The organism is Nonomuraea sp. NPDC049637, assembly GCF_040675235.1.
Classification (GTDB): Bacteria; Actinomycetota; Actinomycetes; order Streptosporangiales; family Streptosporangiaceae; genus Nonomuraea.
Window position 1 is genome coordinate 89,225 of sequence record NZ_JBFAOM010000004.1, and the last position, 16,170, is coordinate 105,394.

Sequence of the window (16,170 nt, forward strand, 5' to 3'; positions counted from 1 at the left end):
TAAGCAGAGATTATGCCAGGGCCCAGCTCGACGGCGCACCACCCACGAAACCCTCCAAATTGGGCGTTGACCCTCCGAAACCGACGGTGCTACTAATGAAGCGCTCCTTCGTAAGTTGAGAGAGATGAGGTCTGATGTCATTCGTTGACGTCGGCGAGATCAGGTGCGACCAGGCCCGGACCCGGGTGTTCGAGCACGGCTGGCAGTCGTGGAGCCCCACCGGCGCCTACGGGCTCGGCGACGTTCCGCCCAGACCCGCCGACGAGACGATCCAGATCCTCTGCTACCGGCCCGAGACGCCCGTCCCCGACGGCGTGTTCCAGGGCGAGGGGCTGCTGGCCGTCGAGACCGGGGACGGCGGGGTCGAGCTGTGGAGCGCGCCCGGACCGCTCCAGGTGCCCTCCGTGCGGGCCCGCCGGGAGGGCGACCGCCTGGTGATCTCCGCCGACGGCCCGGTACGCCACCACCGCGTCGAGGGCGACCTCGGCCGGGCCCTGCGCGCCTGGGCGGACGGCATGGCAGAACCCAGGACGTTCCCCGCCGTCCCGCCGATGTGGTGCACCTGGTACGGCTACTGGGACCAGGTCACCGACGACGACGTCCTGGAGAACCTGGCGCTGGCCGACCGGCACGGCCTGACCGCCGACATGTTCCTCCTCGACGACGGCTACGAGGCCGGCATCGGCGACTGGCTGGACCCCAGGCCCGGCTTCGGCTCCCTCGCCCGCGCCCTGGACGCCGTCACCGGCTCCGGCCGCCGCGCCGGCATCTGGACCGCCCCCTTCCTCGTCGGCCACGACAGCCGCCTGTTCCACGAGCACCCCGACTGGCTGGTGGACGGCGCGTACGCGGGCCGCATGTGGAACCAGGAGCTGGCCGTCCTCGACGTCACCCACCCCGGCGCGGCCGAGCACCTGGTCCACGTGTTCGCCACCTTCGCCGCCATGGGCGTCACCCACTTCAAGCTCGACTACCTCTACGCCGGCGCCCTGGCCGGCCGCCGCCACGAGGACCTCGACCCGATCGCGGCCTACCGGCGCGGGCTGGAGCTCGTGCGGCGCGGCGCGGGCCCCGAGGCCACCCTGCACGGCTGCGGCGCACCCATGCTGCCCAGCATCGGGCTGGTCGACATCATGCGGGTCAGCCCCGACATCGCGCCCACCCTGCACCCCCGGTCGGGCGACATCAGCCAGCCCTCCCAGCTCGGCGCCCGGCTGACCGGCGCGGCCCGCGAGTTCCTGCACGCCCGCTGGTGGGTCAACGACCCCGACTGCCTCATCGTGCGGCCCGAGGTGGAGGCCCGGCAGGAGTGGGCGGCGCACATCGAGAGCACCGGCGGCCTGCGCGGCTCCAGCGACCCGATCGCCGCCCTGGACGACTGGGGGCTGGCGACCACCCGCCGCCTGCTGGTCCCCACCGCCACGGACCCGTCGTGATCACCGAGACCGTCCGGGCCGCCGCCGAGCGGGCCCCGCAGCGGCCGCCGCGCAGGCGCACCCGTGACTGGCACGCCTACCTGTTCGTCGGGCCCAGCCTGTTCGGGGTGGTGGCGTTCCTGCTGTTGCCGGTCGTCATCGTCCTGGTGCTCAGCTTCTTCGACTGGGAGCTGCTGTCGGAGCCTTCCTTCGCCGGGCTGGACAACTACCGCCGGCTGGCCGCCGACGGCGAGAGCTGGCACGCCCTGGGCGTGACCCTCCTGTACGTCGTCCTGTGCATCCCGCTGCAGACCGTGCTGGCCCTGGTGCTGGCGTTGTTGCTGGACCGCAAGGTCAAGGGCCTGCGGCTGTACCGCTCGTTGTACCTGATCCCGTGGATGGCCACCCCGATCGTCCTCGGCCTGGTCTGGAACTGGATCTTCGACCCGCGCGACGGCGCGCTCAACAGCCTGCTCGGCCTGGCCGGCGTCACCGGCCCCGACTGGCTGTCCGACCCCGCCTGGGCGCTGCCCGCGATCGCGCTGGTCAACGTCTGGCAGCACACCGGCTACACCATGCTGTTCTTCCTGGCCGGCCTCCAGGGCATCCCCAAGGAGCTGTACGACGCCGCCGCCACCGACGGCGCCACCCCCGCCCAGCGGTTCTGGCGCATCACGCTGCCGCTGCTCAACCCCACGATGTTCTTCGTCATGGTGACCAACCTGATCGGCGCCTTCCAGGTGTTCGACACCGTCTACGTCATGACCAACGGCGGCCCCAGCCAGAGCACCGAAGTGCTCAACTTCCGCATCTACGAGACGGCGTTCAAGCAGTTCGACTTCGGCTACGCCTCGACCCTGTCGATGGTGCTGTTCGGGGTCATCCTGCTGGTGACGCTGGCGCAGGTCAGGTTCTTCGGCAAGCGCACCACCTACGACCTGAGCTGAGGCCCCCATGATCAAGCGCACCCTGCTCCACGTCGTGCTCGCGGCCGGCGCGTTCGTCTCCGTCTTCCCGTACCTGCTGGTCGTGCTGACCGCCTTCAAGACGCAGTCGCAGCTCAGCTCCACCGAGCCGTGGCTGCCCGGCCTGCCGCCGACCACCGCCAACCTGACCCGGCTGCTGAGCGGCGACTTCCCCCGGTACGTGCTCAACACGCTGCTGATGACGGTCGTGCTCACCCTCGGGCAGCTCGTCTTCACCACCTTCGCCGCCTACGCCTTCGCGCGGCTGCGCTTCCGGGGCAGGGAGGCCCTGTTCTGGCTGTACGTCGCCACCATGATGGTGCCGGGCGCGGTCACGATGATCCCCCTGTTCCTCATCATGCGCGAGCTCGGCCTGGTCAACACCTGGTACGGCCTGCTCATCCCGTACGTGCTGGGCACCCCGTACGGCATCTTCCTGATGCGTCAGTTCTTCAAGTCCCTGCCCGCCGGGCTGGAGGAGGCCGCCCGCATCGACGGGGCCGGGCCGATGACCGTCCTGCTGCGCATCCTGCTGCCGCTGTGCCGCCCGGCGCTCGGCACCCTGACGATCATCACCGTGATCTCGTCGTGGAACAGCTTCATCTGGCCGCTGATCATCACCAGCGGCGACGAGACCAGGGTGATGACGGTGGCCCTCGCCACCCTCAAGGTCGGCATCGGCGTCGACTACAACCTGATGATGGCCGGCGGGCTGATCGCGCTCGTGCCGATGGTGGCCGTCTTCGTCTTCTTCCAAAGGCACATCGTCCGGTCGGTGGTCCTCACCGGCCTCAAGTAGCACACGAACAAGAGGTCAGCGAATGTTGCAATCCCCCCCGATTCGCTGGGCCGGGGCGCTGCTCTGCGCCGCCACGCTCATCCTGTCCGGCTGCGGGTCGGGCTCCGGAGACTCCGGCAAGGTGACGCTCACCTACCGGCTCTGGGACGACCAGCAGAAGGTCGGCTACGAGAAGGTGATGGCCGCCTTCGAGAAGGCCAACCCCGGCATCGACGTCAAGATAGAACTGCTGCCCTACGACCAGTACTGGACCAAGCTCACCGCCGACGCCGTCGCCGGGACCGCGCCGGACGTCTTCTGGATGAGCCCCACCCAGTTCCCCGAGTTCGTCACCAAGGGCGTGCTGGCGCCCGTCCAGGTGGACGGCTCCAAGTACCACCAGACCGTGGTCGGCTCGTTCACCTACCAGGGCAAGCTGTACGGCGTGCCGAAGGACTGGGGGATCGTCGGCCTGCTCTACAACAAGGACCTGTTCGCCAAGGCCGGCGTGACCATGCCGGACCAGCTCACCTGGGCGGCCGACGGCTCCGGCACCCTGCTCGACACGGCCCGCAAGCTCACCGTGGACGAGGCCGGCAAGCACCCCGGCGAGCCCGGCTTCGACCCCGCCAAGGTCACCACGTACGGCTTCGCCTCCTGGAACCACTACCAGACGCAGTGGATGAACTGGGTCAGCTCCAACGGCGGCAAGCTGCTGGACAAGCCGTTCGGCACCTACACCTTCAACGACGCCGCCTCCGTCCAGGGGCTGCAGTTCGGCGTGGACCTGGTCAACAAGCACCACGTCTCGCCGCCGGCCACCCAGACCAACCCGCCCACCGGCAAGGTCACCGACATGTTCAAGGCCGGGAAGGTCGCCATGTTCCCGGCGAACAACGCGCTGCTGCCGTTCGTCGCGCCGGAGGCCAACTTCGAGATCGGCGTCGCCGCCATGCCCGAGGGCCCGCAGGGCCGTTCGGTGAACCTCAACGGCCTGTCCGAGGCCGTCTCCGCCAAGAGCGCGCACCCGGCGGAGGCGATGAAGCTGGCCACCTGGCTCGGCACCGAGGAGCCGCAGAAGATGATGGCCGACGGCGGCTACGTCTTCCCCGCGCTCAACGGCCTGTCGCAGGGCTACGTCGACTACTGGAAGTCCAAGAAGCTCGACGTCTCGCCGTTCCAGAAGGAGTCGGAGGGCCAGACCTTCCCGCTGCCGGTCACCACCGGCTTCACCGGCTTCGAGAACAAGCTCAACCAGATCTTCAACGAGATGTACCTCGGCAAGCTCACCCCCCAGCAGGCAGCCGACCAGGCCGTGGCCGCCGGCAACGCCTCCGTTCAGTAGGAGCTTCATTGATCACCCGGCGATCGTTGTTCGCCGGGGGCGCGAGCCTGGGCCTCGCCGCCGCACTGGGTGCCTCACCCGTGCGCGCGGCGGCCCGCCGTGCCCCCCTGTCCGACCCGTTCCAGCTCGGCGTCGCCTCCGGCGAGCCGACGCCGGACGGAGTCGTCCTCTGGACCCGGCTGGCCATGGACCCGGTCGCGCTCGACGGGCTCGGCGGCATGCCGGACCGCGTCGTGCCGGTGCACTGGCAGCTCGCCTCCGACGAGAACTTCCGCCATGTCGTGCGCCAGGGCGTCGAGCAGGCCCGCCGCGAGTCGGCCCACAGCGTGCACGTCGAGCTGGACGGCCTGCGGCCGGGCGCGGAGTACTTCTACCGCTTCCGCGCCGAGGGCGAGATCAGCGAGGTCGGCCGCACCCTGACCGCCCCCGCCCCCGGCGCCCGCTCCCGGCCCCTGAACCTGTCGTTCACCTCCTGCGCCGACTACCAGACCGGCTGGTTCACCCCCTACCGCCGGATGGCCGAGGACCACCCCGACCTCATCGCCTTCCTCGGCGACTACATCTACGAGTACGGCGACTACAAGTACCCCGTCCGCGACCAGGCCGGCGGCGAATGCCTCGACCTGGCCGGATACCGGCTGCGGCACGCCCAGCACAAGGCCGACCCCGAGTCGCGGCTGGCCCACGCGATCGCCCCCTGGGTGGTCGTGTGGGACGACCACGACATCGAGAACGCCTGGGCCGGCGACGTGCCCGAGCAGCCCGACCCGCCCTTCCTCGCCCGCCGGGCCGCGGCCTTCCAGGCGTACTACGAGAACATGCCGCTGCGCCGCGCCCAGCGCCCCGACGGCCCGGCCCTGCGGCTCTACCGCACGATCCGCTGGGGCGCGGTCGCCAACCTGCACATGCTCGACACCCGCCAGTACCGCGACCTGTACGCCTGCACCGGCAGGAGCGGAACGATCGGCGCCGACTGCGCCGAGCGGCTGGCCCCCAACCGCACGATGCTCGGCGGCGAGCAGGAGTCCTGGCTCGACGGGCAGCTCAAGGACTCCCAGGCCACCTGGGACCTGCTCGGCCAGCAGGTCTTCCTCATGGAGATGGACTGGACCAACGGCGAGGGCAAGGGCTACTCCAACGAGGGCTGGGACGGCTACGTCGCCTCCCGCAACCGGCTGACCGCCGCCATCGACGACTACCGGCGCAACGCGGTCGTCCTCACCGGCGACGTGCACTCCCACTGGGCCGGGGAGGTCAAGCGCGACTTCCAGGACCCCGAGTCGAAGTCCGTCGCGGTCGAGCTGGTCACCACGTCGGTCACCAGCGCCGGCAACGGCCTCGACGAGTACCCCAACACCCAGACCCTGCTCGCCGAGAACCCGCACGTGAAGTTCTTCAACGGCCGCCGCGGCTACGTCCGCGCCAAGCTCACCCAGCAGGAGATGAAGGTCGACTTCCGCTCGCTGTCCCGGGTGACCGAGCCGTACGCGCCCGCCTACACCTCCGGCTCGTTCGTCGTCGAGCCGGGCGACCCGAGCCTCCACCCAGCCTGACGGGATCCCCATGCGCACGATCACGGCCGCCGCCGCGGCGGCCCTCCTCACCCTGCCCCTCGCGCCCTTACCCGGTTCCGCGGCGACCGCGGCGGCGGCCGCGGCGCCCCCGATGGGCTGGAGCAGCCGCTCCCTGGGCTGCTCGGTCTCCGAGGCGGCCGTCCGCCAGGCCGCCGACGCCCTCGCCCCGCTCGCGCCGCTCGGCTACCGGTACGTCGTGCTCGACGACTGCTGGCTGGCCGCCCAGCGCAGCGGCGGCGCCCTGGCCGCCGACCCGGCCCGCTTCCCGGGCGGCGTCAAGGCGCTGGCCGACGACCTGCACGCCAAGGGCCTCAAGCTCGGCCTGAGCCTGTCGGCCGGCGCCAAGGCGTGCTCCGGCGGCGGCCCCGGCTCCTACAAGCAGGAGGCCGCCGACGCCGCCCAGCTCAGGGCCTGGGGCGCCGACTACGTCAAGTACGACTGGTGCAACGTCCCGACGGCCGACTTCCCGGGCCAGAACGTGCAGCAGATCGCCCAGACCCTCTACCCGCGCATGCGCCAGGCCCTCGGCGACGGCGTGGTGTTCGCCATGAACAACGAGGACGGCAGCACCGTGCCCTGGTTGTGGGGCAAGGACGCCGGCGCCACCACCTGGCGGACGAACGTCTACAACAAGCCCATCCCCGACAGCTACCCCAGCATGGTCGACATCTGGGAGACCAACCAGCTCAGAGCCGAGTACGCCGGGCCGGGCAGCTGGGCCGACCCCGACCTGATCCAGGCCGGGCGCGGCGGGATGACCGAGACCGAGTACCGCGCCCAGTTCACCCTGTGGGCCATGGGAGCCGCGCCGCTCGTCCTGCAGGCCGACCCGGCCAAGGCGCCGGCCGCCGTCGTCGCCAACCCCAAGGTGATCGCGGTGGACCAGGACCGGCTGGGCGCGCACGGCCGGCTCGTCTCCTCCGACGGCTGGTACCACGTCCTGGCCAAGCCCCTGGACGGCGGCGACCGGGCGATCGCGCTGTTCAACGAGAGCGACCGGGCCGCGGTGATCTCCACCAAGCTCGGCGCGGGCTCCCGCCACCGGGTCGAGGAGCTGTGGTCCGGCGCGGTCAGCTCGACGAAGGACGTGCTGTCGGCGCAGGTCCCGGCGCACGCGGCGGTGCTCTACCGGGTCTCGGAGAGCCGGGAGCAGGCGCCGCCGCTGGTGACGTTCGAGGCCGACCCGCCGCGCTTCCTCGGCGAGGACCGCCCGTCGGTGCTGGAGCCCGGCGTGCCCGGCGAGCTGGTCACCCGCGTCACGAACACCGGGGCCACCGCCCCGCTGCGGGACGTCGAGGTCAAGGCGTCCGCGCCGGACGGCTGGCGCGCCGAGGCCCGCACACCGGCCAGGACCGCCCGGCTCGGCGCCGCCGAGACGTTCACCGTCACCTGGACGGTCACCCCGCCCGCGGGCGCCGCGCCCGGCACCTACGAGGTCGCCTTCACCCAGGGCGACCGGCGCGCCGTCGCCGTCGTCATCGTGGCCAGGGCGCCCGGCTCGGGCCGCACCTACCTGAGCGACCTGGCCTGGACCAGGGCCACGAACTACTTCGGCCCGGTCGAGAAGGACACCAGCAACGGCGAGCGGGCCGCCGGCGACGGCCGCCCGATCACCGTCGAGGGCGTCCGGTACGCCAAGGGCCTGGGCACGCACGCCCCCGCCGACATCGAGTTCCACACCGCCGGCCGGTGCACGACGGTCGAGTTCCAGGCCGGCATCGACGACGAGGTCGGCCAGGCCGGATCGGCCGACTTCGAGGTGTGGGCCGACGGCGGCCGGGTCGCGCACTCCGGCGTCCTGACCGGCGCCATGCCCGCCAGGAAGGTCACGGCGTCCGTCGCGGGCGCCCGGTTCGTCCGGCTGGTCGCGACCAACGGCGGCGACAACGCCACCTCCGACCACGCCGACTTCGCCGACGCCACCGTCACCTGTCAGTGAGGAGATGCACTTGAAGATCGTTCCCAGGCCCGTCAGCCACGGGACCAGGCGCGGGAGGTTCGTCCTCGACGGGCGCACGGCGCTCACCGCCGACCCGGCTCTCGCCGGGGTGGCCGCCTGGCTGCGCGCCGAGCTCAGCCAGGTCACCGGAGGTGAGCTGCTGCCCGGCACGCCGGGCCCGGGGACGATCACCCTGGGGCTGGGCGACGGCCTCGGCCCCGAGGCGTACCGGCTGAGCGTGGGCGACGACGGCGTCGCCATCGACGCGGGCGGGCCCGCCGGGGCCTTCTACGGCGCGCAGACCTTCCGGCAGCTCCTGCCCGCCGCCGCCTACCGCCGGTCGCCGGCCGCCGAGCCGCTGGTCGCGGCGGGCGCGCACATCGAGGACGAGCCGCGCTTCGGCTGGCGCGGCTGCCTCCTCGACGTCGCCCGGCATTTCATGACCAAACACGACCTGCTGCGCTTCATCGACCTGATGGCCCTGCACAAGCTCAACGTCCTGCACCTGCACCTGACCGACGACCAGGGCTGGCGCGTCGAGATCCGGCGCTACCCCCGCCTGACCGAGGTCGGCGCGTGGCGGCGGGAGAGCCAGACCGGCTGGAACGGCGCCATGGACGGCCGTCCCCACGGCGGCTACTACACCCAGGACGACCTCAGGGAGATCGTCGCCTACGCCGCCGCCCGGCACGTCACCGTCGTGCCCGAGATCGACCTGCCCGGCCACACCCAGGCCGCCATCGCCGCCTACCCGGAGCTGGGCAACCTCGGCACGCCGCTGGAGGTCCGCACGACCTGGGGGATCGGCCGGAACGTGCTCAACGCCGAGGACGCCACCATCGCCTTCTTCAAGAACGTGCTCGACGAGGTGCTGGAGCTGTTCCCCAGCCCGTACGTGTGCGTCGGCGGCGACGAGTGCCGCAAGGAGCAGTGGCGGGAGAGCCCGTCCGCGCAGCGCCGGATCAGGGAACTGGGCCTGCGCGACGAGGAGGAGCTTCAGAGCTGGTTCATCCACCAGTTCGACGACTACCTGACCGCCCGGGGACGCCGCCTGGTCGGCTGGGACGAGATCCTGGAAGGCGGCCTCGCCCCCGGGGCGGTGGTGGCCTCCTGGCGCGGCGACCTCGGGGCGGTGGCCGCCGCCCGGCGCGGGCACGACGTCATCAACTGCTCCAACACCCAGGTCTACTTCGACTACCGCCAGGGGCCCGGCGAGGACGAGCCGGTGCCGTTCGGGACCGTGCTCGCCCTGGAGGACGTCTACGCCTTCGAGCCCGTGCCCGCGCAGCTGCGCGACGACCCGGCGGCGGAACGGGTGCTCGGCGCGCAGTGCGGGGTCTGGACGGAGCTGATCGACTCCAACCGGCGGGTCGACTACATGGTCTTCCCCCGGCTGGCGGCCTTCGCCGAGACCGTCTGGGGGCCGCCCGGGCGCGACCTGGAGGACTTCCGCGCGCGGCTGGCGGGTCACCTGCCGCGGCTGGCGGCGATCGGGGTGGAGTACCGGCCGGAGTCGGGGCCGCTGCCCTGGCAGACCAGGCCCGGCGTGCCCGGTCGGCCGGAGGACCCGAAGGAGTGGCAGGCCACCATCGACGCCTGGACCAGCAACCTGCGGGACCTCGCGTGAGGCCCCTGGAGCCGCCGTCGGGCGGCCGGGTGCTGAGCTGGCCGGGCTGCGAGAACGTGCGCGACCTCGGCGGCCTGCCCACCGAGGACGGCGGGCGCATCCGGTGGGGCGCGCTGGTGCGGGGCGACCGTCCGAGGAGCACGGCCGTCCCGGCGTTGCGGGCGCACGGGATCCGGCTCGTCGCCGACCTCCGGCTGGCCGCCGAGTGCCGGGCCGACCCCGGTCCCGACGTGCCGGGCCGCCGCCACCTGCCCGTGCTGCGGGACGAGGACACCGTCCTGGAGGCGCTGGACGACACCCTGCCCGGCATCTACCGGGTGATCCTCGACCGGGGCGCCGCCCGGTTCGCCGCCGTCCTGTCGGCCGTCGCCCACGCGCCGGACGGGGGCGTCCTGCTGCACTGTCACTCCGGCAAGGACAGAACCGGGCTGGCGGTCGCGCTGGCCCTCTCGCTGGCCGGCGTCTCCCGGCAGGAGATCGCCGCCGACTACGCCATGACGGCCGTCTGCCTGCGCCTCGACGACCACCTGGCCGCCCTGGACGACGACGCGGGGCGGGCCAGGGCGCTGCGCCTGTTCGCCGAGGTCACCGCGGACACCATGCTGGCCGCCCTGGCCCACCTGGACGACCGGCACGGCGGCGCGCAGGCGTACCTGCTGGCCGGCGGCCTGCCCCCGGACGACCTGGCCCTGCTCCGGGCCCGACTGGTGGACCGCTAGGGGGACGCGAGGGGGATCAACCCGTACGGCCCCAGAAGTCGTACGGGTCCCGGCCCGGGCGGAAGCCGTGCGCCCGGGCCAGCTCGGCCGCCTCCCGGAACCGGCGCGCGACGACGGACGGCTCGTGGGCGTCGCTGCCGAACGTCACGGCCTGCCCGCCCTCCTCCCGCCACCACCCGAGCAGCGTCGCGTGCAGCGGCAGGACCGTGTTGATCTCCAGCGCCCGGCCCGACCCGGCGGTCACCCGCAGCGCGTGCCGGAACTCCTCCTCGAAGTCGGCCGGGTCGAACGGCCCGGCCGCCCGCGGCCAGTAGCGCACCGGGTAGTCGACGTGGGCCAGCACGGCGAACACGTCGCTGCCCGCGACCAGCTCGGGGATCTCGGCCAGGTAGTCCCGGAGGACGTCGGCGGCGGCGCGGCGGGCGTACAGGCCGGGCGGCTCGCAGAACCCGTCGCCGGCGGGCAGGCTGTGCAGGGAGCCGAGCACCCGGTCGAAGCGCCCCGCGGCGAGCACGCCGGCGACCTCCCCGGCGTGCCGGTGCGGCTCGCCCAGCTCCAGGCCGCTCAGGATGCGCAGCTCCGGGAACCGTTCGCGGCACCGCTCGACCGCCTCCAGGTAGCCGGCGGCGTCGAAGGCCGGGGGAGGGAGGTGACCGTCCGGCGTCGTCAGCGCGAGCAGGTGGTCGTGGCCGTCGAGGGCGCCGGGGTCGACCGTCCAGACCGTGTGGTCGACGTGCTCGGTGAAGGCGATGGCGGGCAGGCCGAGCTCCACCGCCCGCGCGCAGGAACGCTCCATGTCGCCCTTCGGGGCGTCCCAGGACCATTCGCTGTGCACATGGCTGTCGGCGGGCAACGTCACGGGGCTCACTCCTCGGAGGGTAGGAGAAGATCGTCACGACTGTACCCCGCGAGCGTCCCGGCGTCCCGGGGGGGTGCGGCCGCCCCGGGGAGGAGGTCTGATCTGCCGTGAGATGCTGGCTTCCGTGACGACGACCGAGCCCGCCGGGCCCGCCCCGCGCCGCGGGCGCGGCCGGCCCGGCTACGACCAGGCCGCGATCCTGCGCGCCGCGGTGGAGCTGTTCAACCGCAGGGGGTACGACGCCACCAGCATGGGCGACCTGGCCAAGGAGCTCGGCCTGACCAAGCCGGCCATCTACCACCACGTCACGAGCAAGGAGCAGCTGCTCGGCCAGGCCCTCGACGACGCCCTCGACGAGCTCACCGCCGCCGTGACCGCCGCCACCCGCGACGCCGCCGGCCGCACGGCCTACGAACGCCTGCGCGAGGTCGTGCGGCGCAGCGTCGAGGTGCTGGTCGCCCACCAGCCGAGCGTCACGCTCCTGCTGCGGGTGCGCGGCAACAGCCCGGTCGAGCTGGCCGCGCTCGAACGCCGCCGCTGGCTCGACGACCGCCTCGCCGCGCTGGTCGCCGACGCCGTCGCCGAGGGCGCGCTGCGCGATGACGTGCCGCCCGCGCTGGTCAGCCGGCTGCTGTTCGGCATGGTCAACTCGCTGGTGGAGTGGTATCGCCCGGACGGCGCCTACGACCGGGCGATGGTCGCCGACGCCGTCACCGCGATCGCCTTCGACGGCCTGGCCGGGCACGCGCCCGGCGCTCACCAGGTGTAGAAGCCCTGGCCCGTCTTGCGGCCGAGATGCCCGGCGGCCACCAGGTCGCGCAGGATCCGCGGCGGCTCGAACCGGGGGCCGAGCTCGCGGGCCAGGTGCTCGGCGATGGCGAGCCGCACGTCCAGGCCCACCACGTCGGTGGTGCGCAGCGGGCCCGTCGGGTGGCGGTAGCCGAGGGTCATGGCCGTGTCGATGTCGGCCGCGCTCGCCACGCCCTCCTCCAGCATCCGCATCGCCTCCAGGGCCAGGCAGACGCCGAGCCGGCTGCTGGCGAAGCCCGGCGAGTCGGCCACCGTGACCGGCGTCCTGCCCAGCGCCCGCGTCCACTCCTGGGCCCGTTCGACCAGCTCGGGGTCCGTCCGCGGGCCGACGACGACCTCGATGAGGTCGCTGACCGGGACGGGGTTGAAGAAGTGCAGCCCGATGAAGCGCTCCGGCGCGGCCAGGCCGGCCGCGAGCCCGCCGATCGACAGGCTGCTGGTGTTCGTGGCCAGCACCGCATCCGGCGCCTGCCGCTCGGCCAGGGCGAACACCTGGGCCTTGAGCGCCGCGTCCTCCGGCACCGCCTCCACGACCAGCTCGCACGGGGCCAGCTCGGCGGGGTCGGCCGTCGTGCGCAGCCGGGACAGGACGTCCTGGAGCGGGCTGCCCAGCCTGCCCTTCTCCTCGGCCTTGGCCAGGCTGCCGGTCACCCGCTCCAGGGCCTGGGCGGCGGCCCGCGGGTCGCTCTCCACGACGACGACCCGGCTGCCGGCGGCGAGGAAGGCGTGCGCGATGCCCGATCCCATCCGCCCGCCGCCGAAGACGCCGACGATCTGGGGCAGTGTCGATGGGGACGTCATGAGCGTCGCTCCTTCCGCCGGTCGAGGAACGCCGTCATGCGCGCGTGCTTCTCCTCGGTCTCGAACAGGACCGCCTGGGCCAGGTCGTCCACGAACGGGTGCGCGGCGCGCGGGGCGTGGAAGACGGCCTTGGTCAGCCGGGTGGCCAGCGGCGCCCGCGCCGCGATGCGGTCGGCGAGCCGGTGACCGGCGGCGAGCAGGTCCTCCGGCTCGACGACGTCGTTGAGCAGGTGCACCGCCCGCGCCTCCTCGGCCGTCAGCACCCGGCCGGCGAGCAGGATCTCCTTGGCCAGCGGCTCCCCGACCAGCTCGGCCAGCCGCCAGGCGGCCCCGGCGGCGGCCAGGATGCCGAGGTCGGTCTCCGGGTTGCCGATCCGGGTGCGCGGCGTGCCGATCCGGAAGTCGCAGGCGTAGGCCAGCTCGGCCCCGCCGCCCAGGGCGTAACCGTCCACGAGGGCGATGGTCGGCATCGGCAGCCGGTGGATGCGGTCGAAGATCCTGGAGTTGATGCCGCGCAGCGCGTCGCCCCGGTCCCGGTCGCGGAGCTGGGCGATGTCCGCCCCGGCGGCGAAGGTCGTGCCCTCGCCGGTGAGCAGCACGACGCGCGGCTCGTCCTCGACGGCGGCGCACGCCTCGTGCAGCGCGGCGACCAGCTCCCGGTCGATCGCGTTGCGCACCTGCGGCCGGTTGAGCCGCCACACCACCCGGTCGGCGCCCTCCTCGACGATGAGGGTCATGGGCGCTCCGCCTGGGGAGCGCGGGCTGTCGTCACGGAAAACTCCTCTGCGTCGGGGTCAGGCGTCGTAGTCCACGGTGACACGGTCGCCGGCCGGGAACGTCTGGCAGGTGAGCACGAAACCGGCGTCCACCTCGGCCGGTTCCAGCGCGTAGTTGCGGCGCATGTCCGCCGCGCCCTCGCGGACCACCGCCCGGCACGTGCCGCAGACCCCGCCCCGGCAGGCGAACGGCAGGTCCGAGCGGGTCTGCTGGGCGCCGTCGAGCAGGGTGGACTCGCGCGAGACGGTGGCGGTCGTGCGCCTTCCGTCGAGCACCGTCGTCAGCACGGTCGTCGCACCCGCCGGCACGCCCTCGGGCCGCCTCGGCTGAGGCGGGGGAGCGTCGACGTAGAAGAGCTCGACGTGCACCTTCGCGGCCGGGACGCCGAGCTCGGCGAGCACCCGGCGGGCGTCCTCGACCATGCGCAGCGGCCCGCACAGCCAGACGTGGTCGAACGTCTCGATCGGCACCAGCTCGGTGAACAGCCGCCGCAGCCGGTCGCCGTCCAGCCGGCCGGAGAACAGCTCGACGTCGCGCGGCTCCCGGGAGAGCACGTGGACCAGCTGGAAGCGCGGGCCGTACCGGTTCTTCAGGTCGCCGAGCTCCTCGGCGAACATCACGGTGCGGCTGCTGCGGTTGCCGTACAGCAGCGACACCCGCGCGCCGGGATGGGTGAGCACCGTCGAGGCGACCGACATCATCGGGGTGATGCCCGACCCGGCGGCCACGCACAGATGCCGCTCGCCCGGGGCGGGGTCGGCCTGCCAGGAGCCGGTGGGGGTCTGCACCTCGATCCGCGTGCCCGGCCGCACCTCGCGGACGAGCCAGGAGGAGAAGAGCCCGTCCGGGATCTCGCGGACGCCGATGCGCGGCGCGTCCCCGGCCGGGGCGCAGATCGAGTACGACCGCCGCTCCTCCCGCCCGTCCACGAAGCGGCGCAGGGTGAGCGACTGGCCCGCGCGGAAGGCGTACGCCTCGCGCAGCTCGCCGGGCACGGCGAAGGTGATCGCGGCGGCGTCCTCGCACAGGTGGTCGACCGCCGCCACGGTCAGCTCGTGGAAGGCGGCGTGCGCCCGGGCCGGCGCGGGCGCGAGCGTGGTCATCTCATATCTCCTTGACATGCTCGAACGGTTCCAGGCAGTCGGCGCAGGCGTAGAGCGCCTTGCAGGCGGTGGCGCCGAACTCGGAGGTCAGCCGGGTGGCCCGGGAGCCGCAGCGCGGGCAGGCCGGGGCGGGCCTGGCCGGGCCGAGCGTCAGCGGCACCGGCCCGGACGTGCGCCGGGCCGGTCCTGGCGCCGACAGCCCGGCGGCCCGCAGGGCGTCCCGGCCGCGCTCGGAGATCCAGTCGCTCGACCACGGCGGGTCGAGCACGACCCGCACCTCGACGCGCGGGAAACCCGCCTCCCGCAGCCGGTGGACGAGGTCGTCGCGCATGGTCGCCATGGCCGGGCAGCCGGTGTACGTCGGGGTGATCGAGGCGACCACGACCGCGCCGTCCGGGCCGGGCCGCAGCTCGACGCCGCGCAGCACGCCGAGATCCGCCAGGGTGAGCATGGGCATCTCCGGGTCCCGCACCCCCTCCGCGGCCCGGATGGCGCGCTCACGGGCGTCCCCGGGCGCGGGTCCGGCGTGCTCGGCGGCGGTCACCAGCGGCCTGCCGGGTGGGCGCGGGCGACCGACTGCATGTCGGCCAGCAGGTCGGCCAGCGCCGGGGTGTGGACGCCGTCCCGGCCGCCGCCTGGCCTGCCTTCGAGGGGCGGGCGGGGGACGTCGCTCACCGTCAGCACCTGGCCGAGCACGGCGTCCACGTCGGCGCGCAGCGCGGCGGCCTCGACGGCGGCGCCCGAGCGGGCGAGCGCGCGCTCGACGGGATGCGCGGTGACCAGCTCGGCCAGCAGCGGCCACAGCTCGCCGAGCGCGGCGTCGAGCCGGCGGCGCGACTCCTCGGTGCCCTGGGCCAGGGTGAGGAACCAGCGGCCGGCCCAGTCGCGGTGGTAGGCGACCTCCTTGACGCCCTTGGCGGCGACGGCGGCCAGCACCGTGTCCGCGCTCGCCGACAGCCGTTCCAGCAGCGCCAGCCGGGCCGTGGAGAACAGCAGCAGGCGCACGACGACGTGCGCGAAGTCGCCGTTCGCGACCTCGGCCAGCCACACGTTCCTGAACTGCCCGGCGTCGCGGAAGAACGCCAGCGCGTCCTCCGGCGGCACCGGCGAGCCCTCGGGCAGCGCGGGCACCACGCCGGGGTCGGCCGCGGCCGCCCGCGCCAGCAGCAGGCGGGCCTGCCCGAGCAGGTCGAGGGCCACGTTGGCGAGCGCGATGTCCTCTTCCAGGTCGGGGGCGCGGCTGCACCACTCCGTGAGCCGCTGCGACATGACCAGCGCGTCGTCTCCGAGCATGAGGCAGTACGCGGCCAGCTCGGCGTGGCCGACCCCGTCGGGCACGGTGGTGTCCACGCCCGCCAGCGGGTCCTCGAAGTCCGTGCCGAACGCCCACTGCGCGGAGTCCCCGCCGGTCAGGCCGTCGAAGATGCTCTCGTGGTCATCGCTCACGCTGGACCCCCT

At 73.4% G+C, this 16,170-nt stretch carries 15 protein-coding genes; 9 read left to right on the plus strand and 6 right to left on the minus strand.

From position 1 onward, the window contains the following. Nucleotides 1–134: 134 nt before the first annotated feature. From AB0J71_RS07220 to AB0J71_RS07255, 8 genes are read left to right on the plus strand one after another with little or no spacing between them, the layout of a single operon-like run. The gene (locus AB0J71_RS07220; RefSeq protein WP_364413236.1) at nt 135–1,436 is read left to right on the plus strand and encodes a glycoside hydrolase family 36 protein; all 1,302 of its coding nucleotides are present in this window, start codon (nt 135–137) and stop codon (nt 1,434–1,436) included. Further along, complete coding sequence (locus AB0J71_RS07225) at nt 1,433–2,362, plus strand: sugar ABC transporter permease (RefSeq protein WP_364413238.1); 930 nt, start codon at nt 1,433–1,435, stop codon at nt 2,360–2,362. Before AB0J71_RS07220 ends, AB0J71_RS07225 begins: the two co-directional genes overlap by 4 nt. 7 nt (nt 2,363–2,369) lie before the next feature. Further along, nucleotides 2,370–3,179, plus strand: a complete 810-nt coding sequence (locus AB0J71_RS07230) for a carbohydrate ABC transporter permease (RefSeq protein WP_352327626.1) — start codon at nt 2,370–2,372, stop codon at nt 3,177–3,179. Between the two features lie 22 nt (nt 3,180–3,201). After that, nucleotides 3,202–4,503, plus strand: coding sequence for a sugar ABC transporter substrate-binding protein (locus AB0J71_RS07235; RefSeq protein WP_352327627.1), 1,302 nt, complete (start codon nt 3,202–3,204; stop codon nt 4,501–4,503). 8 nt (nt 4,504–4,511) lie between these two features. Continuing rightward, the gene (locus tag AB0J71_RS07240) at nt 4,512–6,056 is read left to right on the plus strand and encodes an alkaline phosphatase D family protein (protein WP_364389629.1); all 1,545 of its coding nucleotides are present in this window, start codon (nt 4,512–4,514) and stop codon (nt 6,054–6,056) included. Nucleotides 6,057–6,066: 10 nt separating this feature from the next. Beyond that, the gene (locus tag AB0J71_RS07245) at nt 6,067–8,016 is read left to right on the plus strand and encodes an NPCBM/NEW2 domain-containing protein (RefSeq protein ID WP_364389631.1); all 1,950 of its coding nucleotides are present in this window, start codon (nt 6,067–6,069) and stop codon (nt 8,014–8,016) included. 16 nt (nt 8,017–8,032) lie between these two features. Next, nucleotides 8,033–9,643 carry a beta-N-acetylhexosaminidase gene (locus AB0J71_RS07250; RefSeq protein ID WP_352329969.1) on the plus strand — a complete coding sequence of 537 codons (1,611 nt, stop codon included), beginning with the start codon at nt 8,033–8,035 and terminating at the stop codon, nt 9,641–9,643. After that, nucleotides 9,640–10,362, plus strand: a complete 723-nt coding sequence (locus AB0J71_RS07255) for a tyrosine-protein phosphatase (protein ID WP_364413240.1) — start codon at nt 9,640–9,642, stop codon at nt 10,360–10,362. Before AB0J71_RS07250 ends, AB0J71_RS07255 begins: the two co-directional genes overlap by 4 nt. 16 nt (nt 10,363–10,378) lie before the next feature. Here the strand turns inward: AB0J71_RS07255 and AB0J71_RS07260 are convergent, their stop codons facing one another. Further along, nucleotides 10,379–11,221 (minus strand): PHP domain-containing protein, encoded by an 843-nt coding sequence (locus AB0J71_RS07260; protein ID WP_364413242.1) that lies wholly within the window; start codon nt 11,219–11,221, stop codon nt 10,379–10,381. Nucleotides 11,222–11,345: 124 nt separating this feature from the next. Here AB0J71_RS07260 and AB0J71_RS07265 point away from each other — a divergent pair, with 124 nt between their 5' ends. Next, nucleotides 11,346–11,990 carry a TetR/AcrR family transcriptional regulator gene (locus AB0J71_RS07265; RefSeq protein WP_352329965.1) on the plus strand — a complete coding sequence of 215 codons (645 nt, stop codon included), beginning with the start codon at nt 11,346–11,348 and terminating at the stop codon, nt 11,988–11,990. Here the strand turns inward: AB0J71_RS07265 and AB0J71_RS07270 are convergent. From AB0J71_RS07270 to paaC, 5 genes are read right to left on the minus strand one after another with little or no spacing between them, the layout of a single operon-like run. Continuing rightward, nucleotides 11,978–12,832 carry a 3-hydroxyacyl-CoA dehydrogenase family protein gene (locus AB0J71_RS07270; RefSeq protein ID WP_364413244.1) on the minus strand — a complete coding sequence of 285 codons (855 nt, stop codon included), beginning with the start codon at nt 12,830–12,832 and terminating at the stop codon, nt 11,978–11,980. The two genes, AB0J71_RS07265 and AB0J71_RS07270, sit on opposite strands and share 13 nt — an antisense overlap. Then, the gene (locus tag AB0J71_RS07275) at nt 12,829–13,569 is read right to left on the minus strand and encodes an enoyl-CoA hydratase/isomerase family protein (protein ID WP_364389634.1); all 741 of its coding nucleotides are present in this window, start codon (nt 13,567–13,569) and stop codon (nt 12,829–12,831) included. Before AB0J71_RS07275 ends, AB0J71_RS07270 begins: the two co-directional genes overlap by 4 nt. 57 nt (nt 13,570–13,626) lie before the next feature. Further along, nucleotides 13,627–14,712 (minus strand): 1,2-phenylacetyl-CoA epoxidase subunit PaaE, encoded by a 1,086-nt coding sequence (gene paaE / locus AB0J71_RS07280; protein ID WP_364413246.1) that lies wholly within the window; start codon nt 14,710–14,712, stop codon nt 13,627–13,629. A gap of 1 nt (nt 14,713) precedes the next feature. Further along, nucleotides 14,714–15,256: a 1,2-phenylacetyl-CoA epoxidase subunit PaaD gene (paaD, locus tag AB0J71_RS07285; RefSeq protein WP_352324186.1), complete on the minus strand. Its 543-nt coding sequence runs from the start codon at nt 15,254–15,256 to the stop codon at nt 14,714–14,716. Then, entirely contained in the window at nt 15,253–16,158 is a 906-nt protein-coding gene (gene paaC, locus AB0J71_RS07290; protein ID WP_352324187.1) for a 1,2-phenylacetyl-CoA epoxidase subunit PaaC, read from the minus strand. Before paaC ends, paaD begins: the two co-directional genes overlap by 4 nt. Nucleotides 16,159–16,170: the final 12 nt, after the last annotated feature.

Coding starts and splice junctions, on each gene's coding strand:
- AB0J71_RS07220 (WP_364413236.1), top strand. CDS start 135: ATGTCATTCGTTGACGTCGGCGAGATCAGGTGCGACCAGGCCCGGACC.
- AB0J71_RS07230 (WP_352327626.1), top strand. CDS start 2,370: ATGATCAAGCGCACCCTGCTCCACGTCGTGCTCGCGGCCGGCGCGTTC.
- AB0J71_RS07235 (WP_352327627.1), top strand. CDS start 3,202: ATGTTGCAATCCCCCCCGATTCGCTGGGCCGGGGCGCTGCTCTGCGCC.
- AB0J71_RS07245 (WP_364389631.1), top strand. CDS start 6,067: ATGCGCACGATCACGGCCGCCGCCGCGGCGGCCCTCCTCACCCTGCCC.
- AB0J71_RS07270 (WP_364413244.1), bottom strand. CDS start 12,832: ATGACGTCCCCATCGACACTGCCCCAGATCGTCGGCGTCTTCGGCGGC.
- AB0J71_RS07275 (WP_364389634.1), bottom strand. CDS start 13,569: ATGACCCTCATCGTCGAGGAGGGCGCCGACCGGGTGGTGTGGCGGCTC.
- paaE (WP_364413246.1), bottom strand. CDS start 14,712: ATGACCACGCTCGCGCCCGCGCCGGCCCGGGCGCACGCCGCCTTCCAC.